The organism is Actinacidiphila sp. bgisy167, assembly GCF_057707665.1.
This window is the reverse complement of record NZ_JBYIQP010000051.1, coordinates 22,600-47,634: the sequence shown is the minus strand read 5'-3', so window position 1 is coordinate 47,634 and position 25,035 is coordinate 22,600. Positions and strand designations below refer to the sequence as shown.

The following is a 25,035-nucleotide window of genomic DNA, read 5'->3' as shown; positions in this document are numbered from 1 at the left end:
GGTTGTGATACCCCCCCACCCCCCCCACACCTGCTTTCCGCGCCTCCCCCGCCGCTCCGCGGTGTCACAGACGGCCCGGCCGCCCGGTCGTCACTGAGAGGCCGTGCGGACAGGTGGGGTGAGCCACACAGCGGGGCGGGAGCCGCGTCCGGCGAGGCGGAGAAGGCAGACGCGGCAAAGCTGCGGCGACCGACGACACGCCGCCCGGCGAGAGCCGTCGACCCGCGACGCCGCCCCGCCTCTCCGCGCGGCCTCTCAACGACAACCGAGTCCGCCGCCCTGGCGGCGCGCGCCACGCTGGAGTCGGCGCTGGAGCGGCGCGAGACCCGCGGCTGCCACAACCGCAGCGACTACCCGGAGACGGACCCCGCGCTGCGGGTCAACCTGGTCTGGTCGCCCACCACGGGCGTCACCCGCGAGAGCATCCCGGCCGTCCCCGAGGAGATCGCCGCCCTGATGCAGGAGGTCTCCACCGAGGGCAAGCTCGTCGAGTAGCGGCGCCGGTCCCGCTTTGTGAGGCACCGGGGGCCCGCCGACGCCGGGCCCCTGTCACAGATCGCTACGCCACCCGGTCTCACCTGCGGACACGTACCGGCCGGTGCCGGTGGGCCGCTCACCGCACGGTCGCCCCGCACGGAGCCCCGCGCACGAGAACATCCGAGAGGACACTCCATCATGAAGGTCGTAGTCATCGGCGGAACCGGGCTGATCGGCTCGAAGGTCGTCGGCACGCTCCAGGAGCAGGGGCACGAGGCCGTCGCGGCCTCCCCCAACACCGGCGTCAACGCCCTGACCGGTGAGGGCCTGGCCGAGGTCCTGCAGGGGGCACAGGTCGTGGTCGACGTCTCCAACGCGCCCGCGTGGGACGACGAGGCCGTGATGCACTTCTTCCGCACCTGCACCGGCAACCTCGTGAAGGCGAACGCCGAGGCCGGTGTCACCCACTACGTCGCGCTCTCCATCGTCGGCACCGACCGGCTCCCGGACAACGGCTACTTCCGCGCCAAGCTGGCCCAGGAAGAGCTGATCAAGGCGTCGGGCATCCCCTATTCCATCGTCCACGCCACCCAGTTCTTCGAGTTCGTCAACGGCATCGCGGACGCGGGGACCGAGGGCGACACGGTGCGCATCGCGCCCGTGAAGTTCCAGCCCATCGCCTCCGACGACGTGGCCGCGGCCGTCACCCGCACCGCGGTCGGCACGCCCCTGGGCGGCGTGGTGGAGATCGCCGGCCCGGACGTGTTCCGGTTCGACGAGCTGGTCCGTGAGGTACTGGCCGCCCAGGACGACCCCCGCACGGTCGTCGCGGACCCGCACGCCCGGTACTACGGGTCCGAGCTGCGAGACGACTCCCTCGTCCCGGGTCCCGGCGCGCAACTCGCCGCGACCCGCTTCTCCGACTGGTTCGAGCGGCAGCGGTGACCTTGCCGGTGGCCCCCGCCCGCCGCAGGGGCCACCGCCGCCTCCCGAGTCCCCCGTACGAAGAGGTCGATGCGCCATGCCCGGAAACTGCGCGCGCTATGCGCTCCACGGCAGCCGCCCTCCCCTCGCGGATCTGTCCGGTGCGTATGTCTTCGACCCGGTCGACAGCGCGGTCGGCTTCTCCTTCCGGCACGCCGCGGGGCCCGATGTGCGGGGCGGATTCAGGGACTTCGAAGGGTTCCTGCGGATCGACGCGCGGCGGCCGGGCCGCTCCGAGGCCCATGTGAGCGTGCAGTCCGGCAGCCTCGACACGGGCCTCGCGGCGCGGGACGCGCGCATCGCGGGCCCCCGTTTCCTGGACTCCGCGGCCTTCCCCCTCATGGTCTTCCGCTCGACCGCGGTCGCCCCCTCCGGCGCAGACCGCTTCCGCGTGACGGGGCCCGTGAGGATCAAGGACGTGGAGCTGCCGCTGCGCCTCGACCTCGGCTACCTCGGCGTCGCCCACGACGCCGGCGGCCGGCGGCGGATCGGTTTCGAGGGATCGGCCACGATCCGGCGCCGCGACTGGGGCCTTGCCGGAAGCGTGCCCCCGGCGGTCCGCGGCATCCCGCCCGGCGACGAGATACGGCTCGAACTCCGCTTGTGCGCACTACGACTTGGCCCGGAGGCCCGATGACGTCCCACTCCCCGCGCAACCACCCCGACCCGTCGGCCACCGTCGCGGCCCTCTCCGCCCAGGCCGTCGCACTGGAGCGGCGCGTCATCGAGCTCCGCCGCGAACTCGCGGAGGTCACCGCGCGCATGGCCGCCGTCGCCGCGGCCCTGGCCGGACTGCGCGCCTCCGGCCTCCTCCCCGACCCGGCCACGGGCGAGGAGCGCCCAGGTCAGGATTCGGGCTGATCTTCCGTCAGGACTTCGGCTGACGCCCTGCCAGTACGCGCGGTGAGGCGCGGTCAGGACCCGGGCAGGGGCGCTGTCAGGCCGGCTGCCACAGTTCCACCCGGTCGCCCTCGGGGCCGGTGACCCGGCCGAATCGGCCGACGCCGGCCGTCTCCTGTGTCGCCCGTACCACGTCGGCGCCCATGGTCGTAGCCGCGGTCGGCAGACAGTCGCTTGGGCTTGCCGCGTGGGCGGCCTCGAAGGGCTCGCATTCGGGGGATCGCGTCCAGCAGCGGCATCAGTTGCGTGACATCATGCCGGTTCCCGCCGGCCAGGGACACGGCGAGCGGGCTATCACGGCGGCCGACGATCAGGTGGTGCTTGGAGCCGGGGCGGGGCCCGGTCGACCGGCGAAGGCCCGACAAGCTCCCCCTATAAGGGCTCTGACATGGGAGCCGTCAATCGCGCAGCCGCGGCCTGACACGACGCGCCGCCGGTGGGGTGGGCTGCTCGGGCGTGACCGCCTGGCGCCGACTGCGGGACTGGATGGAGCCGGTGTCTGGCCCCGGCTGCCCGCGGAGCTCAGAGCCGGATGCGGGGAAACGCGCACGGCCGGTTCAGGGAGCAGCGGCGCGGAAACGACCCCACTGAGGGCACCGCCTCGCGGCTGCCTCCCCCACGGGCCTGTACGCCCAGGTCAGGAAGCTGCCCTGGCGGGACATCCCGCTCGGGCACCGCACTTGCGACCACACCACCGCGACGCGATCCGTCAGGTCGCCGCACTGGCGCAAGGCGCTCGGCGGCGGATGCGGCAGGCAGGCAGGCAGGCATCCTGGCCGCGGGCGCACTGTATGTGTTCAGCCACGTCGGACGGCGGCGACGCGACTTGAGCACCGGGAAACCGACCATCGTGCGCGTCTACCTGATCACCAGCCTGCACATCTTCGACGCCATCTGGCCGACCCACGACGCAGAGCTCGAGTGGCGGCCGTGACTCGACTCACATCCGGCAGGCGGGAGAGTCAACCGGACCATCGAGTACGGTTATAAGTGGACCCTTCAGTCCGGTTGTCGTGTCGCCCGTCTTTCTGGTCGCCGCGGAGCCGACGGCCTGGAGGTGACCGCACTCGACAAAAGGAACGCACCATGAATTACGCCCGCATCAGCGACGCCCTCCAGGAGCTGGTCTTCGACCAGACACAGGACGTCGATCTCGTCCTGGACAAGTACTTCGCTTCCGGCTATGTGCATCGCAACAGCGGCAACGTCCGCGTCCGGGAGGAATTCGCCGAGATGGCACGCATGGCGCGTTCGGAGATCGCAGAGGGAACGGTCGTCGTGCTCGATGAGTTGCGCAGCGGAACCAGCTACGCGGAGCGTCACACGCTCGACGTCGTCAAGCACGACGGGTCGCGCGAACGGGCCGAAATCTACATCGTGGGAACCTACGCTCCCGACGGCCGATTCGCGACGCTGAACGAAGCCGGATTTCCCATCACCGACCGAAAGCTCCACTCAACCGATTGGATGGTCACCATGCCTCGACTGCCCGACCCGGACACAGCTTCCTTCCCCGACGACGTCCGTGACTTCCTGACCTCACTGCCACCGGACCCGATGGTCAAGATGATGTCGCTGTCGACCGGGACCGTGAAGCCTTTCGTGGAACTGGCACGCGCGCAATTCACCAGGCTTCAGCTCTCAGCACGCCACCGCGAGCTCGTCATCCTCGCCGTGGCGGAATATGTTGAGTGCGATTTCATCGCTGCCCAGCACCGCCCGATAGCGGTGTCGGCCGAAGTCGGCCCCGAACTTCAGCGAAGCATTCGCGAGCGGGATTTCGAAACCCCGGGCTTCTCTCCGGCAGAACGGGCCCTCCTTCGCCTGACGAGGGAGGTCGTCCAGCAGCCTCGCGTGAGCGACGAAGTCTTCGAGCTGGCTCGTCGGCACTTCAGCGATCGCGAGATCGTCGAAATCCTGCAGGTCACCGGCTACTACTGGTCGTTCGGTCGCATCGCGACCGTTCTGGACGTAGAGGTGACCCAGGTCTACGGAGACGAACCGCACGGAACACGCTGACCTCGTCGCCGCGACCTGGTCGCTGGCGTGCCACCCCGCCGCCCTCGGCGTTCCCGACCAGGGTCACCATCCTGCCGGGACGATGGGCGGGCGGCCCGGCGCCGCCGATCGCCCATGCGCTGAGGGCCGGGGCTCGCTCGCCCCGGCCCCGCGCTGTCGCGCCCTTGCCTCGCGCCTCAGGCGCCGACGTAGGCCGCGAGATGGCGGCCGGTGAGGGTGGAGCGGGCGGCGACGAGCTCCGCCGGGGTGCCCTCGAAGACGATCCGGCCGCCGTCGTGGCCCGCCCCGGGGCCGAGGTCGATGATCCAGTCGGCGTGCGCCATGACCGCCTGGTGGTGCTCGACGACGATGACGGACTTGCCGGAGTCGACGAGGCGGTCCAGCAGGCCGAGCAGCTGCTCCACATCGGCGAGGTGCAGACCGGCGGTGGGTTCGTCGAGGACGTAGACGCCGCCCTTGTCGGCCATGTGCGTGGCCAGCTTCAGGCGCTGCCGCTCACCGCCGGACAGCGTGGTGAGGGGCTGGCCCAGGCTGAGGTAGCCGAGTCCGACGTCGGCCAGTCGGCCGAGGATGCGGTGCGCCGCGGGGGTGTGGGCCTCGCCGGCGCCGAAGAACCGCTCGGCGTCGGTGACCGACATGGCGAGCACCTCGCTGATGTCACGCCCTCCGAGGTGGTACTCCAGCACGGACGCCTGGAAGCGCTTGCCCTCGCACTCCTCGCAGGTGCTGGCGACGCCGGCCATCATCGCCAGGTCCGTGTAGACCACGCCGGCGCCGTTGCAGGTGGGGCAGGCGCCTTCGGAGTTGGCGCTGAACAGCGCGGGCTTGACGTCGTTGGCCTTGGCGAACGCCTTGCGAATCGGGTCGAGCAGCCCGGTGTAGGTCGCCGGGTTGCTGCGCCGCGACCCGCGGATGGGGCTCTGGTCGACGGACACGACACCGGCGCCGGCGGGGATGGACCCGTGCACCAGCGAGCTCTTGCCGGAGCCGGCCACACCCGTGATGACGGTGAGCACCCCGAGCGGGACGTCGACGTCGACGTCGCGCAGATTGTGCGCCGCGGCGCCCCTGACCTCCAGGTGCCCGGTGGGCTTGCGCACCGTCTCCTTCAGCGAGGCGCGGTCGTCGAAGTGGCGGCCGGTGATGGTGCCGCTGGCGCGCAGCCCGTCGACGTCGCCCTCGAAGCAGACGGTGCCGCCGGCGGTTCCGGCGCCGGGGCCGAGGTCGACGACGTGGTCGGCGATGGCGATCGTCTCCGGCTTGTGCTCCACGACGAGCACGGTGTTGCCCTTGTCGCGCAGGCGCAGCAGCAGGCCGTTCATCCGCTGGATGTCGTGCGGGTGCAGTCCGGTGGTGGGCTCGTCGAAGACGTAGGTGGTGTCGGTGAGGGAGGAGCCGAGGTGGCGGATCATCTTGACGCGCTGCGCCTCGCCGCCCGAGAGCGTGCCCGAGGGCCGCTCGAGCGAGAGGTAGCCGAGGCCGATCTCCACGAACGACTCGAGGGTGTGCTGCAGCTTGGTGAGCAGCGGGGCGACCGAGGGCTCGTCCAGGCCCCGCACCCACTCGACAAGGTCGCTGATCTGCATCGCGCAGGCGTCGGCGATGCTGGTCCCGGCGATCCTCGACTCCCGGGCGCCCTCGCTGAGCCGCGTGCCGTCGCAGTCGGGGCAGGTGGTGAAGGCGACTGCGCGGTCCACGAACTCGCGGACGTGGGGCTGCATCGCCTCCCTGTCCTTGGAGAGCATCGACTTCTGGACCCGCGGGATCAGCCCCTCGTAGGTCATGTTGATCCCGGCGATCTTCATCCGGGTCGGCTCGCGGTGCAGGAAGTCGTGCAGCTCGCGCTGGGTGAACTCGCTGATCGGCTTGTCCGGGTCGAAGAAGCCGGACTCCGCGTAGAGCCGGGAGTTCCAGCCGCCGCCCTTGTAGCCGGGCACGGTGATGGCGCCCTCGTTGAGCGACTTGGCGGCGTCGTAGAGCTGGCCGAGGTCGATGTCGGAGACCGTGCCCCGGCCCTCGCAGCGCGGACACATGCCGCCGGTGCGGGTGAAGACGACCTTCTCGGCCCTGCTCGCGCCGCGCTCGACGGTGATCGCGCCGCTGGCGTGGACGGAGGGGACGTTGAAGGCGTAGGCGCTGGGCGGGCCGATGTGCGGGGTGCCCAACCGGCTGAAGAGGATGCGCAGCATGGCGTTGGCGTCGGTGACGGTGCCGACCGTGGAGCGGGGGTCGGCGCCCAGCCGCTGCTGGTCGACGGTGATCGCGGTCGTCAGCCCGTCGAGGACGTCCACCTCGGGCCGCGCCAGCGTCGGCATGAAGCCCTGCACGAAGGCGCTGTAGGTCTCGTTGATCAGCCGCTGGGACTCCGCGGCGATCGTGTTGAAGACGAGCGAGCTCTTGCCGGAGCCGGAGACACCGGTGAACACCGTCAGCCGGCGCTTGGGGATCTCGACGCTGACGTCCTTGAGGTTGTTCTCACGCGCGCCGTACACGCGGATCAGATCGTGGCTGTCGGCAACGTGCGGCGCAGGCGACTGCGCGTCCGCCTTCTCGGCCATGCTGGTCGTCTCTCCATCTGTCTCGTGTGCGCGGGGCGCCGCCACGCGGTCCCCGTGGATGTCGCGGGCCGTCTCCGGCCCGCCGCGGGCGGTGCGCGCCCTGCGGTCGCGCGTCGGGCGGTCGCGGCCACGGTAGCCGTCCGCCGGGCCGCTCCGCTCCCGTTGTGTCCGCGTCGCGGTCCCGGCCGGCCCGGCCCGTCCCCGTCGCGGTCCCGTCCCGGATCTCCGTCGCGGTCCCGTCCCGGGTCTCCGTCGAACGGAACGCGCGGCGGGCGGGTTCCCGGGAGGGAACCGCGGGCACTGCCGGCACGGCACCGGGAGCGGGGCCTCACAGACCGGTCAGCGGACCTCGTTGAAGCGGATCATGTTGCCCGCCGGGTCGCGGAACGCCGCGTCGCGGACCCCGTACGGCTGCTCCGTCGGCTCCTGGACGACCTCGGCGCCGCCGGCGACCAGCTGCTCGAAGACCCCGTCGAGGTCGGGTGTGGCCAGAACGACACGGGCGTAGGTGCCCTTGGCCATCATCCCGGTGATGGTGCGGCGCTCGTCCTCGGTGATGCCCGGATCGGCGGCGGGCGGCTCGAGGACGATCGACGTACCGGGCTGGTCGGCGGGGCCGACGGTGATCCAGCGCATGTCGCCGTAGCCGACGTCACTGCGGACCTTGAAGCCGAGGAGGTCCCGGTAGAAGGCCAGCGTGGCCTCGGGGTCGGTGTGCGGGAGGAACGTCCAGTGAATGGTGATGTCCATGGCCATCACGCTAGCCGCGGCCCGCTCCGGGGGGCTTCTCCATTCCTGACCGATCCGCGCCGCCGCTATGGAGCGGGGTCCGGCACGGGCGGACGCCACTGGTCGGCCGTCATCCGCCACACGACGTCGACCCCGGACTCCCCTGGAGTGGCGGGCCCCTGCGGCACGGGGAAGCGCGCGGCCTCGGTGAAGTCGAGGCGCCGGGCGACAGCACCACTGGCCGTGTTGGCGGCGTCGTGGCAGATCTCCAGCCGGTCGATGCCGGGCAGCGCGAAGCCCTGGCCGACGAGGGCAGCGGCGGCCTGTGTGGCGAGGCCGCGCCCGGTCCACGCGGGGTGGAGCCAGTACCCGATCTCCAGACCGCCTGCGCCGATGCGGCGGTGGAGGCCGCAGCTGCCGATCACGGCGCCCTGCGACGTGATGGCGTAGGCGAAGCCCTCGCCGGCCGCCCACTCCTCGTCGCTGCGGGCCAGGTACGCGGCGGTGTCGTCCCTCCCGTGGGCGGCGGCCCAGGGCATCCAGGGAATCAGGTGGTGCAGGGACTCGCTGATGGCGCGGTCCAGGGCGTCGAGGTCGCCGGCGTGCCAGCGGCGCAGGTGGACTCGTTCGGAGCTGAGGATCTCGGCGGGTGCGTCCATCCTCGGATGCTCTCGTGGAGCCTCGGGGCCCGACAACGCAATATCGCTTGGCGACGTGGGGGGCTGCGCGCGGCCGGTCGGACCGGCTCTGATATCCCTGCGGGTATGAGTGCCGATACCGCCGCCCTGGACGTCGCCGAGTGGGCCGCCGCATGCCATGGCCGGGTCCGCGACCTCCTGGCCGGTCACGGGCACGCTCCCGGGATGCTGCGGACCGATCCCGTCGGGGCGGTCCGGGTACTCGACGAGATCCTGGCCCGCGAGATACCCGCTCTCCTCGACGGGGAGGACTGGACGCGGCTGCACGGGCTGCTGACCGCCTGCGTCGGAGAGTTCCTGGTCAGCGCGCACGGAGCGCGCTGGGCGTGGCGTGAGGACTCGGCATCGCCCGCCGGCGGCCGCTGGGTGGTCACAGGGTTCGCGCGGTCGGCGGACCGGCCCGCCGAGGCGGTCGACGCGGGTGCGCTCGCGGCTGACGCGCTCGCGTCGAAGCCCGCGGTCGGCCTCCTCGCGCTGACCGAGCGCGCGGAGCGGGCGGCCGGCGTCCCGGCCATGCGCGGGTGAGCTCCACGCGCTGCCGCGCCGCCTGGGCGCGGCCTGGGCGCGGCCTGCGTCGGTGCCTGATGCGCCGCTCCGCAGGCGCGGCCACCGGGCCGCCGTCAGCGGACCGACCGCGCGGCTTCCTCGATGATGCGGGCCGACTCCTTCGGGTGTGACACGCTCACCGCATGGGAGGACCGGACCTCCTCGACGTGGGACTCGGCGCGCTCGGCCATGAAGACCTGGAGGTTGCGGGGGATGTTCCGGTCGGCGGAGGCCACGAGGGCCCAGGACGGGATGGTCTTCCACGCGGGCTCACCGGAGGGCTCGTTCAGCGCGGTACCGGACACAGGGCGCTGCGTGGCGGCCATGATCTGCGCGGTGGGCGCAGGGACGTCCGCGGCGAACTACTCGTGGAACGCGGCCTGGTCGATGGAGAGGTCCACGCCCTTGGAGCCGTCCGGCATGGTGACCGGCGTCTGCTTGAGCGCGCCGCCCAGCGTGCTGCCGTCGAACTTCAGCGACAGGGTGAAGGCGTCCTCGCCCTTGTCGGGCTGGAAGGCGGCGAGGTAGACGAGGGCCTTGACCTTGTCCGAGCCGTAGGCGGCGTTGGAGATCACGGCGCCGCCGTAGGAGTGGCCGGCGAGCACCACGGGGCCCTCGACGCTGTCCACGAGTTCCCTGACGTAGGCGGCGTCGCTGCTCAGCCCGCGCAGCGGGTTGGCCGCGGCCACCACGGGGTAGCCGGCGTGCTTCAGCCTCTTGACGACGCCGTTCCAGCTCGAGGAGTCGGCGAACGCGCCGTGGACGAGGACGACGGTCGGCTTGCGGTGCTGCGTGGGGGCATGGGCGCGGCCCTTGGCGGCGCCGGCGGGCGCCACGACAGCGCTGAGGAGACCGGCGGCGACGGTCACCGTCGCCAGCACGGTGAACGGGGTCCGGATGGTCCGGTAACAGGCATGACGGTTCACAGGATCGGCCCTTTCGAGGCAGGGGACAAAGGTGTCATCCGGCCTGGGGACAAAGGCCGGTGGTGGACACGGCGGTGACCGCCGTTACGGGTGGAGTGGCTCGCGGCCGCCGGAGGGGACGTGCGGTTCCGGGCCGCTTGAGATACCGGCGGGCGGCGCCTCCCGCCGGGCCGCGGTGGGGGCGGCCCGGAGCGGGGGTTACTCCCCGCCGGCCTCCGGGACGGCGCGGCCCGGCTCCGCTATCCGGTGGTGGTCAGTCCGTGTGCAGCGCGGCGTGCAGCGTGCGGGTCGCCTGCGCCACCGCGGCGGCGGTCGCCTGCGTGGAACGGACGGGATTGAGCATCATGAAGTCGTGCAGCGTGCCGTTGTAGCGGACGCTGACCGTGGGGACGCCGGCCAGGGTCAGTTTGCGGGCGTATGCCTCGCCCTCGTCGCGCAGGACGTCGTTCTCGTCGGTGATGACCAGCGCGGGCGGCAGCCCCTCGAGGTCCGCCAGGCTCGCCCGCAGCGGCGAGGCGGTGATCTGTGCCCGCTCCGCCGGGTCGGTGGTGTAGCAGTCCCAGAACCAGGCCATGGCCTTGGCGGTCAGATGCGGGCCGTGCGCGAACTCCCGGTAGCTGTCGGTGCCTGGGCCGCGTCGGTCACCGGGTAGTAGAGCGACTGGTGGACGAGGGACACGTCGCCGCGCTGTTTGGCCATGATGGCCAGGGCGGCGGCCATGTTGCCGCCGACAAAGTCGCCGGCGACGGCCATACGGGAGGCGTCCAGGCCCTCGTCCGCGCCCTCGGAGATGACCCAGCGGGCCGTCGCGTACGCCTGCTCGATCGCGACCGGGTAGCGGGCCTCTGGGGAGCGGTCGTACTCCACGAACGCCACCGCGGCGCGCGCCAGGACGGCGATCTCCCGCACGAGACGGTCGTGGGTCCCGGCGTTGCCGAGCACCCAGCCTCCGCCGTGCACATACAGCACGACCGGCAGGACCTCGTCCGCGCCCACGGGCTTGACGACGCGCACCCGGACGTCACCCACCTGGGCCGGCACCGTGAGCCACTTCTCCTGGACCTCGTACTTCTCGACCGGTGCCGCCTGGAGGTCGTCGAGCACCCTGCGGGCGCGCTCCGGACCGAGTTCGTGGAGGAAAGGCGGCTTCGCCGTGGCGTCCGCCACGGCCTGGGCCGCGGGCTCGAGAACGGGCTTGCTCATCTGCGAACTCCCAAAGTCGACACTTTCGTGCGTTTTTCTTCACCCTGAAGGACAGGAGAACACGCGAAAACGTCACAGATCACCGCGAAACTCCGCCGTCGCCGTCGCCGTCACCGCCACCGTGATGGACGGACTCCTCGTACTCCCGCACGGTCGGCCTGGGAATCTGCGTGCCCGGTCCGTAGAGCCCCCTGCTGAGCAGCGCCCGCAGCCGCTCGACCCGACCGTGATCGCCGTCCGGGGAGAGGCGGACGGGAGCGTACTGCTCGTGCTGGGTGAGGGTGTGGAGCTTGTCCCGGCCGAGCGGCTGGTGCACCTCCACATACGCGCCGTACGGCATCCGCTTGATGGTCCCGGTCTCGCGTCCGTGCAGCACCTGGTCACGGTCCGCGCGTTGGAGGGCGAGCGCCCAGCGCTTCGTCACGACGTAGACGGCGAACGGCACCGCGAACAGGCCGATCCTGACGGCCCAGGTCACGGCGTTGACCGACAGGTGCAGCCGGACGGCGATCAGGTCGTTGGCGGCTCCGAGCAGGGCCACCGCGTACACGCTGACCCAGGCCGCCCCCAGGGCGGTGCGCACCGGCCGGTTGCGCGGCCGGTCGAGCAGATGGTGGTCGCACCCGCCGTCCCCGGTGACCCAGGCCTCGACGAACGGGTAGGCGCCCAGGGCGAGGAAGAGCCCGGCGCCGGCGAGGAGGGGAACGAGGTTGTCCAGGGCCCAGGTGTGGCCCCAGAAGGCGGGCTCCCAGCCGGGCATCACGCGCAGCAGTCCGTCGAGGACCCCCATGTACCAGTCGGGTTGCGAGCCCGCGGTGACCTGGTCGGGCCGGTACGGGCCGTACAGCCAGACGGGGTTGATCTGGGCGCTCGAGGCGATGATGAGGATGACGCCGGCGACGAGCAGGAAGTACGCTCCCGACTTCACCGCGTACACACGCCAGGGCAGACCGACGACGTTCCGCTCCGTACGGCCGGGACCGGGGTACTGGGTGTGCCGGTGGCGACGCGCCAGCACCAGGTGGGCGACGAGGAGCGCGACCATGAGGGCGGGTATCACCACGACGTGCAGCGTGTTGAAGCGCGCGATCAGCTCCGTGCCCGGGTACGCGCCGCCGAAGAGGAACATCGACAGGTAGGTGCCGACGACGGGGACGGAGAGGGTGGTCCCGTTCACGACCATGAGCCCGGTCCCGGACAGCAGGTCGTCGGGGAGGTCGTAGCCGGTCAGGCCCTCGAACATGCCGAGGACGAGCAGCGAGAAGCCGAGCACCCAGGTGAGTTCGCGCGGCTTGCGGAACGCGCCGGTGAAGAAGACCCGCAGCATGTGGGCGAGCATGCTGGCGACGAAGATCAGCGCCGCCCAGTGGTGGGCCTGGCGTATGAGCAGGCCCCCGCGCACGTCGAAGGAGATGCGCATCGTGGAGTCGAAGGCCTCGGACACCGTCCGGCCCCGCAGCGGCGCATAACTGCCGTGGTATTCCACCGGCGTCATGGACGGGTGGAAGTACAGAGAGAGGTAGACGCCCGTCAGGACGAGGACGAAGAAGCTGTAGAGGGATATCTCCCCCAGCATGAAGGACCAGTGACTGGGAAGCACCTTCTGCCTGACGGACGATCGGGGGTCGGTCTCGGCGCCCAGACGCCCGCGGAACCAGGCCGCGGCCTTCGCCCCCGTGCCCCTGCCCCCTGATGCGGCCCGGCGGGACGGCTACCGCTTCCGATGTTCGTGTCACCATTCATGATTCACCTACGGCGGATCGCAAAACGGCACTCTTTGTGCGCCTTCCGCGCATACGACCGGTCGGGCGGCCGTGTTGTGACGTGCGCCGCCTGCGCGGTCATGGCGGAGAACCGTGGTCTGGGTCGTGCTGAACCCCGACAAGCTCCGGCCTTGGAACCCCCCGGCTCGCCCGGTGGGCCTCGTCACCGGCTCCTGACCCCGCCTGCGGCCACCAGGGCCGGTCCCGCACCGGCCAGGCCGTCGCACTCTCGTCGCCGGCCCCCGGCGGTCGGCGCGAGCAGGGCCTCCAGGGGCGCGACGTCCCCGGTCCTGGCCGCGGAGACGAAGACCCGCAGCAGACGTCGGTGCTCGGCGGCGTCCACATCGGCCCTCGGCTCTCCCGTCACATGCCTGCGGGCCCGGCTGACGATCTTGCGCACATTGACGAGACTGACCTGCAGTATGTCGGCGATCTCCGGATATTCGTAGTCGAAGGCCTCCCGCAGCACATAGGCGGCGCGTTCGGCGGGGGTCAGCCGTTCCAGCACCAGCAGCAGGGCGAGTTCCACTGCCTCGGCCCGCTGAGCGCCCACCTCGGGGTCCGCACTCGTGTCGACGGGCTCGGGTAGCCAGGGCCCTACGTAGGTCTCCCGCCGCACCCGGGCCGACTGGGCGACGTTGATGGCGAGGCGGGTCGTCGTGGTGGAGAGGAAGGCGGCCGGGTTGAGCACGGCGGAGCGGTCGGTCCTCTGCCAGCGCAGCCAGACCTCCTGCACCACGTCCTCGGCCTCGACCGCACTGCCGAGCACGCGGTACGCGATGCCGAACAGACGGGGCTGGAGTCCCATGAAGACGCCTGCGGCCTCGTCGAGACCCTGGGGTGACGCGGGTGGCTCGCCGTCCGCCGTGTCGGGGCTGCCGTCCCCCGGCAGGGCCTCTCCGCTGCCGGGCGGTGGGCACGCGCACACGTCACCCATCCGATCAGAGGCCATGGTCGGGCAGCCCCCGGCCGTGCGACGAGAAGATGTCACACGTTGTTTCACAGGGTTGGCCACTGCACCGGGCTCCGGTCACTGAACGTCACTATTTCTCCCATCACATCCACTGAATAGACCGCCTGGAGCCCGGTCATGTGACAGAAAGGAAGGAGAAGAGCGTCAACGACAACGGAAACAACGAAACCGGTCGGCTTCACACAGGCACTCAGGAGCCCGGAACCCACCGCCTCTACATATCGCATACCGGGTGTAAGCCGCATACCACCAACGACTTTCGGCACCTGACGGGGCAGCGCACGCTTAATTCCCCATGCTCTATCGCGACGCGTGACACGGTGTTCACTCCCGCCCCCTGTCCGTGTGCGCGAACGCCGGGATCACGGAGGGTGACACGGCGACGGTCGGAGGGTGCGCGTCCGGACACGCGTCGCCTCCAGGAGCTCGCCAAGCCCCTGGAGGCGACGGACGCGCCGTCAGGCGGTCGCGCGGTCGTCCGTCCGCCGCAGGGGCCTCTCGGGGGCGGCGCTGGTGACGAAGGCGTCCCGCGGGTGCTGCACCGAGGCGAGCGAGACGAGGTCCCGGCCGAACATGGCGGCGGTGAGCCACACGGTGAGCACCCTGACCTTCCGCTCCCATGTCGGCACGGCGAGTACGTGGTAGCCGCGGTGCATCAGCCAGGCCGCAAAGCCCTTGATGACGATGCCCTTGTACTGGAAGATGCCGCGCCCCAGGCCCAGCGTGGCGACCACGCCCAGGCTGCTGTGGCGGTAGTCGCGGACGGCGCCGCCGCGCAGGCTCGCGACGATGTTCCCGGCCAGCCGCCTGCCCTGCCGCACGGCGTGCTGGGCGTTGGGCACCGTGTGCGCTCCCGGCACGGGCGACGCGAGGTCGGGCACCGCCGCGTCGTCCCCGGCCGCCCACACGTCCGGCACCGCCTCGGCGTCCGTGCCCACCCGCAGGTCGGGTCGCACGACGAGCAGCCCGCGCTCGTCGACCGGGAGGTCGGTGTGGTTGTGCACCACGGGGTTCGATGCGTTGCCCGCGGTCCAGACGATGAGCTCCGAGTCGTACTCCTCCCCGCTGGAGAGCACGACATGTCCGTCCTCGGCGGAGAGCAGCCGGGTGTTCAGGTGCACATGGGCGCCGCGGCGCTCCAGGTGGCGCACGACCCAGGCGCCGGGCTCGTCGCTCACCTCGGGCAGGATCCTGCCCCGGGCCTCGACCAGGTGGAACGACAGCTCCCCCAGGCTCAGTTCGGGGTACGACCGGAGCATCGCGGTCGCCAGCGACAGCAGCTCGCCGAAGCCCTCGACGCCGGAGAAGCCGCCGCCCACGAAGGTGACGGTGAGCAGCTTGCGCCGCTCGGGACCGGGCGGCAGCGAGGCCGCCTGGTCGAACGCCGTCAGCAGCCGGTCGCGGATGGCGACCGCCTCCTCGACGTGCTTGAGGCCGATGGCGTTCTCGGCCAGGCCCGGGACGGGGAAGGTGCGGGTCACGGCGCCGGCGGTGACGACCAGTGTGTCGTAGCGGAGTTCGTACTCCTCGCCCTTCACCGGCCGCACGGTCACCTTCCGGTCGGCGTGCCGAATGCCGGTCACGCTCCCCGCGATCAGGCGCGACGTGCGCAGGTGGCGCCGCAGCGATACGGCGGCGTGGCGTGCCTCCACTGAACCGGCGGTCACTTCGGGCAGGAAGGGCTGGTAGGTCATGTAGGGACGCGGGTCGACGACGGTGACCCGTGCTTCCCCGGGCCGGAGCTTCTTCTCCAGACCCCAGGCCGTGTAGAAGCCCGCGTAGCCGCCGCCGACGATCAGGATCTCGCGCATGGTTCCCTCTGTTTCTCTGCGTCACAGAGAAGACCGGTCAGCCCCCTTCGGTGTGACGGCCGACGGGGGACCGTCGTCGCCGGCGTGCGCTTCCACCGGTCCGACGAGCTCAGCGGGACGCGCCCGACATCCCGCGCCGTTAGGCTGGAGAGCAGCGGCGAGACGTCGGTGCGGCCGCGGCGAGACGTCGATGCGGGCTCGGCGACCCGACGTCGTCGGGCTCGTCGCCGTCAGCGGCTTCGGGCCGGGCGCCCGGCACCGCACGGTCCCCCGCACCTTCCGGGCCTGCACGTCCGCCGCGCCGCGCCCAAGGCAGGGCCCGGCATCCGGGCCGCCGCACCCGCTGTCACACCGGCGCGGGGGCTCCGGTCTCCTTACGCAGGGGCGTGGCCGCCGACGGCCGCAGTGGCCGGCACCCGCCCCTGCGGGTGCGCCGCGGCGCACCCGGCGCGAGCAAGGGATGGTAGGCATGTCGTACCCACAGCAGGTGTACTTCGGGGACACCGGCGAGATCAACGCGAACTTCCGCCCGGCGGGCACCGCGCCGGACGTCGGCAAGGCCGGAGACGGCATCCACTACCTGGCGACGTCGGACATGACGCGGGGCGAGTTCGGGCTCTACCGCGTCATGATGAGGCCGAACGCGGGTGGGCCGAGGACGCACTTCCACCGCACCATCTCGGAGTCCTTCTTCATCCTCGACGGCACCGTGCGCCTCTACGACGGCGAGGAGTGGGTCGACGCGCAGGAGGGCGACTTCCTGCACGTGCCGCAGGGCGGGCTGCACGCCTTCCGCAACGACTCCGACGCCCCGGCCGAGATGCTGCTGCTCTTCACACCCGGCGCGCCGCGCGAGGAGTACTTCGAGAAGCTGTCCCAGTTGGCGGACGCCTCGCCGGAGGAACGCGCCGCCTTCCTGGACAAGCACGACTCGTACTTCGTCGACTGACGGCAACGGCCTGCGGCGCCCCGGTCCCGCTCGCGGACGGGGCGCCGGGGCCGAAGCTCACGCCTGCAGAACGGCGAGTTTCCTCGGATTCATCATCCACATCACCCGGTCGATGCCCTCCGGTGTCACGCTCACCGTGACGACGGCGACGACGGCGCCGTCGCGGGACAGCCTCATGGCCGGCCGGCCGTTCACCTGCAGCGGCTCGAGGACGACGCCGGCCCAGAAGCGGTCGGCGAAGGCGTGGATGTACCTGGCCACGCGCTGACGGCCGACCACGGGGAACTTCGACGCCCGCACCTCGCCGCCCCCGTCGGAGTACGACACGACGTCCTCCGCGAACATCTCCTCCAGCACACCCACGTCCCCCGCCCTGGCCGCCGCCACGAACGCCGTCAGGAACCGCTGGTGGTCTGCGGCCACGATGCTCGACCGCTTCTCCGCGGCCAGGTGCTTGCGGGCCCGGCTCACCAGTTGGCGGGCATTGGCATGGGACTGGCCGAGGACCTCGGCGATCTGCGCGTACGGGTAGTCGAACGCCTCCCGAAGGACGTAGGCCGCGCGTTCGGCGGGTGTGAGCTTCTCCAGCAGCATCAGCACGGCGACCTCGAGGGCCTCCCCGTTGACGGCGCCCAGCGCGGGATCGCTCTCGGTGTCCACCGGCTCCGGCAGCCAGGGCCCGACGTAGGTCTCACGGCGGGACCTGGCCGACTGCAGGACGTTGATCGCGAGCCTGGTGACCGTCGTCGCGAGGAACGCCCGGGGATTCTCCACCTTGGCCCGGTCGTAGGTCTGCCAGCGGATCCAGGCGTCCTGCAGGACGTCCTCGGCCTCGCTCACGCTGCCGAGCATCCGGTAGGCGATGCCGAACAGGCTGCCGCGGGCGGCCTGGAACTCCTCCTGCGCCTCCTGGAGGTCCTCGACGTCATCCACTGCTTCGTCCTCGGTCGGCGCGGCCGGCGTCCGGGGCGCACCGGTCGCTCAGGACAGCCAGTCCCGGTAGTGGGTCGGGGCGACGCGGACGTCGCTGCCGCCGGTGAGGACGTCGCCCCGGGGCACGGCGAACATGCCGGCGGAGTCGTCGACGACGACGGTGCGTCCGTCGCCCTTGGCCGCGATGGTGATCCGGCCGATCTCGTCGAGGGGGAAGATCTCCGGCCCGGCGATGTTCACGGTCCCGTTGAGCGGAGGGCCCGAGGCGACCTCGGCGACCATCCGCGCGACGTCGGCGGCGGCGATCGGCCGGAGCGGCGTCCGCGGCAGCCGTACGGTGTCGCCGTCGGTGGTCCAGGACATCGTCGCTTCCATGAACTCCATGAACTGCGTGGCGCGGACGATGGAGTAGGGGATCGCACTCGCCTTGAGGATGTCCTCCTGGAGCACCTTGGCCCGGTAGTAGTCCAGCTCCGGCACCTGGTCGACGCCCACGATCGAGAGGACGACCAGGTGCCCGACGCCGCCCTTCTCGCTCGCGGCGACCAGGTTGTCCATGGACGTCTGGAAGAAGGCGGGCGAGGCCTCGTCGAAGGTCGGCGAGTTCGTGAGGTTGACCACGACGTCGGCGCCCGCGACGGCCTCCACGACGCCCTCTCCGCTCAGGAGGTCCACTCCGGTGGACAGGGAGTGCGGCACGGCCTCGTGCCCGGCCTTCTGAAGGTCCTTGACGACCTGCGAGCCGATGAGCCCGGTCCCGCCGATGACTGCGATTTTCATGGCTTTGCCCATCTTCAGATGCCTATGACCGGTGAATGCATCTACGTGCTTAACGTACCTTTGCGGCAGACAGCGCGCCTGGCCTGCCGCCGGAGGCCTCGGCGCCACCGGGGCGCACACCGACACAGCGTTCCCGGCATACCGTGTGACACGAAACGGGAGTCGATATCTGTAGATATGTGATGTTCATCCCTCGCGTCCGATCTCCGGACGCACCGTTCCTGGGTTAGATTGTTCGATGTACGACGAACATCGAACGTCAAAGGATCAGGGAACCGACATGACCAGTTCTGCCGACCAGCGCTTCTCGGGGCGCACCGCGATCGTCACCGGCGCCGGCTCGGGAATCGGCCGGGCCACCGCCCTCGCCCTCGCGGAGGCGGGGGCGAAGGTCCTCGGCGTGGGCCGGCGCAGGGACGCTCTGGAGGAGACCGCCCGGCAGCACGGCGGCATCGAGGTGCTGCCGCTCGACATCTGCGCGGACGGCGCCCCCGCCACGGCCGTCGACGCCGCCGTGGAGCGGTGGGGGCGCCTCGACGTCCTGGTGAACAACGCCGGCGCCACGGCCGTCATGCCCCTGGCGGACACCGACCGCGCGGTGATCGACCGGCTTTTCGCGCTCAATGTGACCGCGCCGAGCCTGCTCGCCCACACGGCCCTTCCCCACCTGCGGAAGACCTCGGGCTCCATCGTCAACGTGTCCAGCACCTACGGCCACCGTCCGCTGCCCGGCGGCGGCCACTACGCCGCGACCAAGAGCGCGCTGGAGCAGCTGACCCGCACCTGGGCCCTCGAGCTGGCGCCGGAAGGCGTCCGGGTGAACGCGGTAGCCCCCGGCCCGACCGACACGGACGTCATGGTGGCCGCGGGGCTCTCCCCCGAGGAGATCGAGTCGATGATCGGCCAGGAACGCGACCGTATCCCGATGGGCCGCCTCGCCGAACCCAGGGATGTCGCCGAGTGGATCCTGCGGGTCGCCGAGCCCGTACGGACGCACATGACCGGCCAGGTCGTCACGGTCGACGGCGGGCTGGAACTCGTCTGATCCCGATCGGGCGGTGGCCTGCCGCGCCGTGCGCCGGCCTTCGGGGGAGCCCCGCCGCCAGGGCTCGAGTTCAGCCCGTGACTTCCGCACGGGTGGGAGTCGGCTTCGCGGCGCGGGCCTGACGCTGGATGTCGAGTGCCAGGTGCCGCCTCAGCAGGCGCCCGAGCCGACGCTCCACCGTCGTGTGGATGAGCATCGACAGCCCCAGCATGCAGAGGACGGACACCGCCATCGACGGCAGCGGCCCCAGCCCGGGAAAGGCCCGGAGCAGCCCCTTGGCCACGGGAATCCCGATGCTCTGGTGGACGAGGTAGAAGGGGTAGGTGAGTACTCCGGCGCTGACCAGCCAACGCCATCGCAGCCTGGTCAGCGGTCCGACACCGGCCAGCGCCACCAGCGCGAGGCACAGTGTGACCACGGCCGCGCAGACGGCCCAGGAGGGCCGGCTCTCGCCGGGGGGAACGGTGGCGTGGTCGGCCACCCGGAGTTCGAGCACGGTGAGTTCGTAGGACCAGGCGAAGCCCAGCAGCAGCCACAGCAGGAGGCTCTGCCCGAACCTGTGCATGAGGTACAGCACGATTCCGGCGACGAAGAGGCCGGTGTAGCGGGGCTGGACGAATTCGTCGATCAGGGGCGAGTGGAGTTCGAGGGCGATGACGCCGGCCAGGAGCCAGCCTCCGCAGAAGACCACGACCCGCCGGTACGACAGCCCGAAGACGAGCAGCACGGCCATCAGCAGGTAGAAGCGGGCCTCCACCCAGAGCGTCCAGGCGACTCCGTCGACCAGGTCGAGTCCGAGCGGCCCCGGAGCCATCGTGAGGTTGCCCAGGACGGTCCGCGGGTCGACGCGGGTGGCGGCGGCCCAGTGGCCCATCCGCGAGACGAGGACGAGCGCGACGACGAGGAGTACGGCGCACCAGTAGGCAGGGAAGAGCCGGGTGACGCGGGAGACGGTGAACTGTGCGGGAGTCCGCCCCCAGCAGCTCATGCAGATGACGAATCCGCTGATGACGAAGAAGAACTCGACGCCGAGCCAGCCGTAGCGGCTGATCTCGTGCAGGAAGGGCGCGAGATCCCGGAGTTCGGTCTTCCCCCAGAAGTGCGGGGTGGGTGTCCCGACGAAGTGGTACGCGGCCACCATCAGCGCGGCCACCAGGCGCAGCCCGTCGATCGCGGCCAGGCGCGCCGGTCCGCTCCGGGGACCGGGAGGCGTGTCGGAGGCCATCTCAGGCGGTGGGCAGGGGGGAGCGGCTGACGCGTATCTTCGACTGGCCGTGCGGGCGCGCCTCCCAGTCCTCCATGAACCGCGCGTGCAGACCGTGCTCCCGCGCCAGTTCCAAGAGGGTCTCGGTGCGGTAGTAGAAGTCCTCGCGCAGCACCTGGTGTTCGGTGCCCTCGGTGCGGTCGAAGGTGAAGTCGAAGAACCCGGTGTCGGTCAGCACACGGCCGACGTGCGCCAGGCACTGGTCGATGACCTCCAGAGGCGAGTGGGAGAAGACGCTGTGCGCGTGGACGACGTCGAAGTGGTCGTCGGGCAGGAAGTCCAGGGTGAGGTCGCCGGTGATGGTCAGATGCGGCAGCTTGTCCTGGATCCGGCGCTCGACGAGGGTCTTCTTGGCGGCTATCAGGATGTCGGGCGAGATGTCGATGCCGTAGTAGTCGCCGGGGTCGAGGTGGCTGATGAAGCGCCACCCGCCGCGCAGGTTGCCGCAGCCGATGTCGAGCATGCGGTGGCCGGGGCGCAGCCCGTGTTCGACGAGGTAGTCGAACTGCATCCGCCCGAGCGCCAGCCAGCGGTCGTGGGTCTGGCTGCCGACGGCGGCCTCCGGGTTGCGGCGGGTGTCCGAGGCCATGACCGCGCGGTAGTAGCCGACGTGGTCGGGGTTCTTGAGGTGCAGCCACGCGTCCCGGCCGGCTCGGCGCAGGTACGGGACGATGCGCCCGGGGTGGCGCAGGGCGTAGCCGGCCTTGTGGGTGAGGGCGGAGCGGTTGTTCCTCAGCTTCTTCGGTGACGTGGCGTCGGCGGGCATGGCGAAGCGGCCTCCGTACAACAGGGGTGCGGGTGAGGGGGAAGAGGGAGATGACGCGGTGGAGCGGACGGCGCCGATTCGGCCGCCGCGGTCAGACGCGGCGTCGCAGGAGCAGCACGGCGACGACCGTGAGCAGCACCGCGAGGCCACCGAGGACGGCGGTGTCGATCCACTGGAAGGTCCAGTAGTCACCGGCCGGGTTGGCCTCGTAGAAGCGGGCCGCGTACCCGTGCGCCGCCATGCAGTCCTTGAGCTCGGCGCCTGACGGGAAGGGGCAGTTCGTGATGTCGTCGTGGCGGCCGGAGGCGGTGATCAGGCCGTAGACACCGGTCGACCACCTATCCCCCATGAGCGGTTTGGGGACGATGCCGGCGCTGACGTAGGTGTGCGGCGGGACCAGCAGCCGGGCATGGTGCGTCCACTCCATCAGGAGCGTCGTCGACCCCGTCACCAGCAAGGTCAGGCCCATCGCCGCCAGGACCTGGCGGGCCAGCAGGCCCAGCAGGGTGCCGGCCGCCAGGCCGAACAGGGCGGCCGCGACGACACGGGGGCCCGAGCCGCTCAGGGCCGTGACGTCGTACCAGAACAGGCCGTAGCTCCGGTCGGCGGCAGGTCGCCACCACCAGGAGAACACTCCGGCGAGCAGTCCGGAGAGGGCGACCGTGGCCACCGCGGCCAGGGCGAACCGGGAGGCGAACCACTGGCCTCGGCTCACGCCCTGGGAGAGGACCATGCGGTGGGTGCCCAGTTCGCGGTCGCGGCCCAGCAGAGGGGCGCCCCAGAAGACGCCGATCACGACGGGCAGGGCGATGTTCAGCGCGCCGAGGTACTTCAGCGGCTCGACGTCGAGGAGCAGGGGCTGGCCGGTGGCGGATCGTGTGCACTTCAGCGGCCCTCGGCCGCAGTGGTCGAACAGCCCGCTGTGCAGGGCGTCCAGCATGCCCGAGCGGTGGTATGCGGCGATCGCCGCGGCGACGAGCACGACGGCCGTGGCGATGCCGACCGACACGCGCTGCTGGCGCCATGCGAGCCAGAGGGAGCCCTTCACGCCGCGGCCTCCGTCCGCCCGGCGGGATCGGTGGCGGGGTGCCCGGGCTCGTCGGCCCCGAGGTAGCCGATGAGGACGTCCTCCAGTCGGGGCCGTTCCACGTGCCAGTCGCCGGGCAGCGGTCCCCGCTGCCGTATGAGGGCGGTCAGCTGCCTGCCGGCGGTGCGGCGCTGCACGACGGTGTGCGCTCCGGCCAGGGTGTCGGCCTGCCCGGCGGGCCCGATCAGTACGGCGTGGCTCTCACGCAGTGCCTCGGCGTCCTCGCTCAGCTCGACGCGGCCGTCCCGCAGGGCCAGTACCCAGTCGCAGGTCTCCTCGAGTTCGGGCAGGACATGGGAGGCCAGCACGATGCTCATGCCGCGCTCCGCGGCCTCGGCCATGAGCTCCGTCATGATCTGGCGTCGCGCCACGGGGTCGAGGTCGGCCAACGGCTCGTCGAGCAGCAGGAGGTCGGGCCGCTTGCCGAGTGCCAGGGCGAGCGCCACGCGAGTGCGCCGCCCGGGGGACAGCTCGCCGACACGCGCGTGCGGGGGAATGCCGCCCTCGCGCACGACCCGCTCGGCGGTGGTCCGGTCCCACGAGCCGTTCAGCTTCTCTCCCATCAGCAGGGTGTCCGCCACGGTGGCCCGCGGGTAGAGCGGCTTGTCCTGGGTGAGCAGCGCGACACGGGTGCGGGCCTCGGCCGTGCCGGGGACGGCGCCGGCCACCCGCATGTGCCCGGACCCGGGCCGCAGCAGGCCGCTGGCCAGTTGCAGCAGCGTGCTCTTGCCGACGCCGTTGCGTCCGACGAGTGCGACGATGCGACCGCCGGGCACGGTGAACTCGCAGTCCCGCAGGACCCAGCCGCCCCGCCGCCGGTACCGGAACCCCAGTCCTGTGGCGCACAGTGCGGCCGACGCGTCAGCCCAGGTCATGCGTTCCTCCTCCGTTCGTCCCGGTGGCCCGGGGTCGTGCCGTCGTGCTCGTTGTCGTGGGCGTCCAGGGCGGCTGTGACCATGGCCAGGACATCGGCCCGCTCCAGCCCCGCGGCCCGGGCGCGGGCCAGCCAGCCGGTGAGCTCCTGGCGCACCGGGGAGTCGTCCTCCGCGCCCGGCCGGGCGAGCGACCGCGTCACGAAGGTGCCGAGGCCACGGCGCAGTTCGACCAGACCGGCCTGCTCCATGTCGCGGTAGGCCCGCAGCACGGTGTTGGGGTTGATGGCGGTCGCCGCCACCACCTCCCTCGCCGTGGGCAGCTTGTCCCCGACCTGCAGCGTGCCCATCCGGAGCGCCCGTTCGGTCTGCTCGACGATCTGCACATAGGCCGGTACGCCACTGCCGCGGTCGATCCGGTAGTCGATCACGTCGCCTTCCTCGGCTCCACCATGCTTGTGTTAATGCATTAATTCAAGCATGGTGGGTGGCCGGTGCGGATGTCAATCTCCCGGCGGCGTCCAAGGCCGAGCTCAAGCGCACATCGTCGGCAGCGCACGCCGCAGCCGCACCAGGTGCGAGCCGGACAGCCGGTGCGGGGCCGGGCTGCGCCTCGCACCGCCGGATCGATGAGCCCCAGGAGCCCCGGGTAGCCGATGAGCGCTCGGCTGTCGCCGGGAGGCGGACTTGGCCAGCCTGCGCTGACCGCCCCGCGGGCGACGGGATGCCGGCGGGCTCAGCGCGGCGCCGGGTCGCGTTCCGCGCTCTCGTCGGCGCGGCCGCCCTCCCCGAGCAGGCCCGTGTCGGTGATGTCGGCGCGCTCCTCCAGGTCGCCCAGGGTGCGCCGGGCCCGCCAGGTGACCAGGCCCGGCAGGAGCACGCGCGCCGCCTGGACGCCGCGCAGCCAGGACTGTACGTAGACGGCGGGCGCCCGGCGCTCGACACCCCGCACGAGCCGCTCCGCCGTGGCCTCGGCGGAGTAGGTGCGGCTCGCCGGCCACGGCATCAGGGCGCGCAGTTCGCGCATCGTCGTGTGGCGTTCGGCGTCGCGGATCATCTCGGTGTCCGTCCAGCTCAGGTACGCGACGCCGACGCCGACCCCGCGGTGGGCCACCTCCGCGCGCAGGGAGTGCGCGAACGCCTCGACCCCCGACTTGGAGGCGCAGTAGGCGGACATCAGCGGGGCCGCGCCCATGGCGGCGAGCGACGACACCTGCAGGTAGTAGCCGCGGGCGCCCAGCAGGTGCGGCAGGAAGGCACGGGCGGTCAGCGCGCTTCCGACGAGGTTGACCTCGACGATCCTGCGCCAGGTCGCCATGGAGGAGTCCACGAGGGGGCCGCCGGCCGCGATCCCGGCGTTGGCCACGACCACGGAGGCCTGGCCCAGCCGTTCCGCCACCCCGTCGGCGGCGCGGCGCAGCGCGGCCTCGTCCGTGACGTCGACGCACCAGGCCCGCGCGATGCCGGGCGCGGCGGCCGCGGCCGCCTCCAGCTCCTCGGGTTCCAGACCGAGGAGGGCGACCCGGGCCCCGCGCGCCGCGAGGAGGTGTGCCGTCTCCCGCCCGATGCCCCGGGCGGCGCCGGTGACCACGGCCGTGCGTCCCGCCAGCGCCGAGGAGCGTGCCACCTGCGGCCTCCGATTCCCGCGGTCCGCGACCGCCGTCGGTGAAGAAACTTCGCGAAGGTGCCTATAACGACCGTAACCGAGGGCAGAAGACCCAGCGGCCGGGAAGCACGAGGTTCCGCCGGAGG

The 25,035-nt window shown here is 71.6% G+C and carries 20 protein-coding genes and 6 pseudogenes; 9 read left to right on the top strand and 17 right to left on the bottom strand.

Annotated elements, in window-relative coordinates; translation table 11 throughout:
- The 4 genes and pseudogenes from AC3ET4_RS19780 to AC3ET4_RS19765 all read left to right on the top strand — a co-directional run.
- Nucleotides 1-495, top strand: a pseudogene (locus AC3ET4_RS19780) (hypothetical protein); the annotation flags it as partial.
- A gap of 180 nt (nt 496-675) precedes the next feature.
- On the top strand, nt 676-1,422 hold the full coding sequence (locus tag AC3ET4_RS19775) for an SDR family oxidoreductase (RefSeq protein WP_431951161.1): 747 nt from the start codon (nt 676-678) through the stop codon (nt 1,420-1,422).
- Nucleotides 1,423-1,498: 76 nt separating this feature from the next.
- Entirely contained in the window at nt 1,499-2,098 is a 600-nt protein-coding gene (locus AC3ET4_RS19770) for a YceI family protein (RefSeq protein WP_431951159.1), read from the top strand.
- The gene (locus AC3ET4_RS19765) at nt 2,095-2,322 is read left to right on the top strand and encodes a hypothetical protein (RefSeq protein ID WP_431951157.1); all 228 of its coding nucleotides are present in this window, start codon (nt 2,095-2,097) and stop codon (nt 2,320-2,322) included. The genes AC3ET4_RS19770 and AC3ET4_RS19765 overlap by 4 nt, the downstream gene beginning before the upstream one ends.
- A 122-nt stretch (nt 2,323-2,444) precedes the next feature.
- On the opposite strand, the pseudogene AC3ET4_RS19760 reads toward AC3ET4_RS19765, so the two are convergent.
- Nucleotides 2,445-2,770 (bottom strand): annotated as a pseudogene (locus AC3ET4_RS19760) (transposase); the annotation flags it as partial.
- Between the two features lie 32 nt (nt 2,771-2,802).
- On the opposite strand from AC3ET4_RS19760, the pseudogene AC3ET4_RS19755 reads away from it, so the two are divergent.
- Both AC3ET4_RS19755 and AC3ET4_RS19750 read left to right on the top strand, forming a co-directional pair.
- Nucleotides 2,803-2,886 (top strand): annotated as a pseudogene (locus AC3ET4_RS19755) (IS5/IS1182 family transposase); the annotation flags it as partial.
- Between the two features lie 561 nt (nt 2,887-3,447).
- Nucleotides 3,448-4,380 carry a carboxymuconolactone decarboxylase family protein gene (locus AC3ET4_RS19750; RefSeq protein WP_431951155.1) on the top strand — a complete coding sequence of 311 codons (933 nt, stop codon included), beginning with the start codon at nt 3,448-3,450 and terminating at the stop codon, nt 4,378-4,380.
- Between the two features lie 176 nt (nt 4,381-4,556).
- On the opposite strand, the gene AC3ET4_RS19745 is transcribed toward AC3ET4_RS19750, so the two are convergent.
- The 3 genes from AC3ET4_RS19745 to AC3ET4_RS19735 all read right to left on the bottom strand — a co-directional run bounded on the left by AC3ET4_RS19745 (nt 4,557) and on the right by AC3ET4_RS19735 (nt 8,326).
- Complete coding sequence (locus AC3ET4_RS19745; protein WP_431951153.1) at nt 4,557-6,938, bottom strand: ATP-binding cassette domain-containing protein; 2,382 nt, start codon at nt 6,936-6,938, stop codon at nt 4,557-4,559.
- A gap of 339 nt (nt 6,939-7,277) precedes the next feature.
- Nucleotides 7,278-7,688: a VOC family protein gene (locus AC3ET4_RS19740; protein WP_431951151.1), complete on the bottom strand. Its 411-nt coding sequence runs from the start codon at nt 7,686-7,688 to the stop codon at nt 7,278-7,280.
- Nucleotides 7,689-7,753: 65 nt separating this feature from the next.
- Nucleotides 7,754-8,326, bottom strand: a complete 573-nt coding sequence (locus tag AC3ET4_RS19735; RefSeq protein ID WP_431951149.1) for a GNAT family N-acetyltransferase — start codon at nt 8,324-8,326, stop codon at nt 7,754-7,756.
- A 105-nt stretch (nt 8,327-8,431) separates the two neighbouring features.
- Here AC3ET4_RS19735 and AC3ET4_RS19730 point away from each other — a divergent pair, with 105 nt between their 5' ends.
- The gene (locus AC3ET4_RS19730) at nt 8,432-8,890 is read left to right on the top strand and encodes a hypothetical protein (protein WP_431951147.1); all 459 of its coding nucleotides are present in this window, start codon (nt 8,432-8,434) and stop codon (nt 8,888-8,890) included.
- Between the two features lie 95 nt (nt 8,891-8,985).
- Here the strand turns inward: AC3ET4_RS19730 and AC3ET4_RS19725 are convergent.
- From AC3ET4_RS19725 to AC3ET4_RS19705, 5 genes and pseudogenes are all read right to left on the bottom strand, one after another.
- Nucleotides 8,986-9,837: pseudogene (locus AC3ET4_RS19725) on the bottom strand (alpha/beta fold hydrolase).
- Nucleotides 9,838-10,090: 253 nt separating this feature from the next.
- Nucleotides 10,091-10,779 (bottom strand): annotated as a pseudogene (locus AC3ET4_RS19720) (alpha/beta hydrolase).
- 340 nt (nt 10,780-11,119) lie between these two features.
- On the bottom strand, nt 11,120-12,682 hold the full coding sequence (qcrB, locus tag AC3ET4_RS19715) for a cytochrome bc1 complex cytochrome b subunit (RefSeq protein ID WP_431951163.1): 1,563 nt from the start codon (nt 12,680-12,682) through the stop codon (nt 11,120-11,122).
- A gap of 365 nt (nt 12,683-13,047) precedes the next feature.
- Nucleotides 13,048-13,611 (bottom strand): annotated as a pseudogene (locus AC3ET4_RS19710) (sigma-70 family RNA polymerase sigma factor); the annotation flags it as partial.
- 623 nt (nt 13,612-14,234) lie between these two features.
- The gene (locus tag AC3ET4_RS19705) at nt 14,235-15,587 is read right to left on the bottom strand and encodes an NAD(P)/FAD-dependent oxidoreductase (protein ID WP_431951145.1); all 1,353 of its coding nucleotides are present in this window, start codon (nt 15,585-15,587) and stop codon (nt 14,235-14,237) included.
- Between the two features lie 469 nt (nt 15,588-16,056).
- On the opposite strand from AC3ET4_RS19705, the gene AC3ET4_RS19700 reads away from it, so the two are divergent.
- Complete coding sequence (locus tag AC3ET4_RS19700) at nt 16,057-16,536, top strand: cupin domain-containing protein (protein WP_431951143.1); 480 nt, start codon at nt 16,057-16,059, stop codon at nt 16,534-16,536.
- Between the two features lie 57 nt (nt 16,537-16,593).
- Here the strand turns inward: AC3ET4_RS19700 and AC3ET4_RS19695 are convergent, their stop codons facing one another.
- Both AC3ET4_RS19695 and AC3ET4_RS19690 read right to left on the bottom strand, forming a co-directional pair.
- The gene (locus AC3ET4_RS19695) at nt 16,594-17,469 is read right to left on the bottom strand and encodes an RNA polymerase sigma-70 factor (RefSeq protein WP_431951141.1); all 876 of its coding nucleotides are present in this window, start codon (nt 17,467-17,469) and stop codon (nt 16,594-16,596) included.
- A 48-nt stretch (nt 17,470-17,517) separates the two neighbouring features.
- Entirely contained in the window at nt 17,518-18,249 is a 732-nt protein-coding gene (locus AC3ET4_RS19690; protein ID WP_431951139.1) for an SDR family oxidoreductase, read from the bottom strand.
- A 280-nt stretch (nt 18,250-18,529) separates the two neighbouring features.
- Here AC3ET4_RS19690 and AC3ET4_RS19685 point away from each other — a divergent pair, with 280 nt between their 5' ends.
- Entirely contained in the window at nt 18,530-19,294 is a 765-nt protein-coding gene (locus AC3ET4_RS19685; protein WP_431951137.1) for an SDR family NAD(P)-dependent oxidoreductase, read from the top strand.
- Nucleotides 19,295-19,364: 70 nt separating this feature from the next.
- Here AC3ET4_RS19685 and AC3ET4_RS19680 read toward each other — a convergent pair whose 3' ends face one another.
- The 6 genes from AC3ET4_RS19680 to AC3ET4_RS19655 all read right to left on the bottom strand — a co-directional run bounded on the left by AC3ET4_RS19680 (nt 19,365) and on the right by AC3ET4_RS19655 (nt 24,910).
- Nucleotides 19,365-20,519, bottom strand: coding sequence for an acyltransferase family protein (locus AC3ET4_RS19680; protein WP_431951135.1), 1,155 nt, complete (start codon nt 20,517-20,519; stop codon nt 19,365-19,367).
- Nucleotide 20,520: 1 nt separating this feature from the next.
- The gene (locus tag AC3ET4_RS19675) at nt 20,521-21,324 is read right to left on the bottom strand and encodes a class I SAM-dependent methyltransferase (RefSeq protein WP_431951133.1); all 804 of its coding nucleotides are present in this window, start codon (nt 21,322-21,324) and stop codon (nt 20,521-20,523) included.
- A 91-nt stretch (nt 21,325-21,415) separates the two neighbouring features.
- Nucleotides 21,416-22,372 carry a transporter gene (locus tag AC3ET4_RS19670; RefSeq protein ID WP_431951131.1) on the bottom strand — a complete coding sequence of 319 codons (957 nt, stop codon included), beginning with the start codon at nt 22,370-22,372 and terminating at the stop codon, nt 21,416-21,418.
- Nucleotides 22,369-23,286 (bottom strand): ATP-binding cassette domain-containing protein, encoded by a 918-nt coding sequence (locus AC3ET4_RS19665; RefSeq protein WP_431951129.1) that lies wholly within the window; start codon nt 23,284-23,286, stop codon nt 22,369-22,371. Before AC3ET4_RS19665 ends, AC3ET4_RS19670 begins: the two co-directional genes overlap by 4 nt.
- Nucleotides 23,283-23,714 carry a GntR family transcriptional regulator gene (locus AC3ET4_RS19660; protein WP_431951127.1) on the bottom strand — a complete coding sequence of 144 codons (432 nt, stop codon included), beginning with the start codon at nt 23,712-23,714 and terminating at the stop codon, nt 23,283-23,285. The genes AC3ET4_RS19665 and AC3ET4_RS19660 overlap by 4 nt, the downstream gene beginning before the upstream one ends.
- A gap of 305 nt (nt 23,715-24,019) precedes the next feature.
- On the bottom strand, nt 24,020-24,910 hold the full coding sequence (locus tag AC3ET4_RS19655; RefSeq protein ID WP_431951125.1) for an SDR family oxidoreductase: 891 nt from the start codon (nt 24,908-24,910) through the stop codon (nt 24,020-24,022).
- Nucleotides 24,911-25,035 lie beyond the last annotated feature (125 nt).

Excerpts from the sequence above, each read along its gene's own strand:
- AC3ET4_RS19775 (WP_431951161.1), top strand. The coding sequence starts at position 676 with ATGAAGGTCGTAGTCATCGGCGGAACCGGGCTGATCGGCTCGAAGGTC.
- AC3ET4_RS19770 (WP_431951159.1), top strand. The coding sequence starts at position 1,499 with ATGCCCGGAAACTGCGCGCGCTATGCGCTCCACGGCAGCCGCCCTCCC.
- AC3ET4_RS19765 (WP_431951157.1), top strand. The coding sequence starts at position 2,095 with ATGACGTCCCACTCCCCGCGCAACCACCCCGACCCGTCGGCCACCGTC.
- AC3ET4_RS19750 (WP_431951155.1), top strand. The coding sequence starts at position 3,448 with ATGAATTACGCCCGCATCAGCGACGCCCTCCAGGAGCTGGTCTTCGAC.
- AC3ET4_RS19745 (WP_431951153.1), bottom strand. The coding sequence starts at position 6,938 with ATGGCCGAGAAGGCGGACGCGCAGTCGCCTGCGCCGCACGTTGCCGAC.
- AC3ET4_RS19740 (WP_431951151.1), bottom strand. The coding sequence starts at position 7,688 with ATGGACATCACCATTCACTGGACGTTCCTCCCGCACACCGACCCCGAG.
- AC3ET4_RS19735 (WP_431951149.1), bottom strand. The coding sequence starts at position 8,326 with ATGGACGCACCCGCCGAGATCCTCAGCTCCGAACGAGTCCACCTGCGC.
- AC3ET4_RS19730 (WP_431951147.1), top strand. The coding sequence starts at position 8,432 with ATGAGTGCCGATACCGCCGCCCTGGACGTCGCCGAGTGGGCCGCCGCA.
- AC3ET4_RS19705 (WP_431951145.1), bottom strand. The coding sequence starts at position 15,587 with ATGCGCGAGATCCTGATCGTCGGCGGCGGCTACGCGGGCTTCTACACG.
- AC3ET4_RS19700 (WP_431951143.1), top strand. The coding sequence starts at position 16,057 with ATGTCGTACCCACAGCAGGTGTACTTCGGGGACACCGGCGAGATCAAC.
- AC3ET4_RS19690 (WP_431951139.1), bottom strand. The coding sequence starts at position 18,249 with ATGAAAATCGCAGTCATCGGCGGGACCGGGCTCATCGGCTCGCAGGTC.
- AC3ET4_RS19685 (WP_431951137.1), top strand. The coding sequence starts at position 18,530 with ATGACCAGTTCTGCCGACCAGCGCTTCTCGGGGCGCACCGCGATCGTC.
- AC3ET4_RS19680 (WP_431951135.1), bottom strand. The coding sequence starts at position 20,519 with ATGGCCTCCGACACGCCTCCCGGTCCCCGGAGCGGACCGGCGCGCCTG.
- AC3ET4_RS19675 (WP_431951133.1), bottom strand. The coding sequence starts at position 21,324 with ATGCCCGCCGACGCCACGTCACCGAAGAAGCTGAGGAACAACCGCTCC.
- AC3ET4_RS19665 (WP_431951129.1), bottom strand. The coding sequence starts at position 23,286 with ATGACCTGGGCTGACGCGTCGGCCGCACTGTGCGCCACAGGACTGGGG.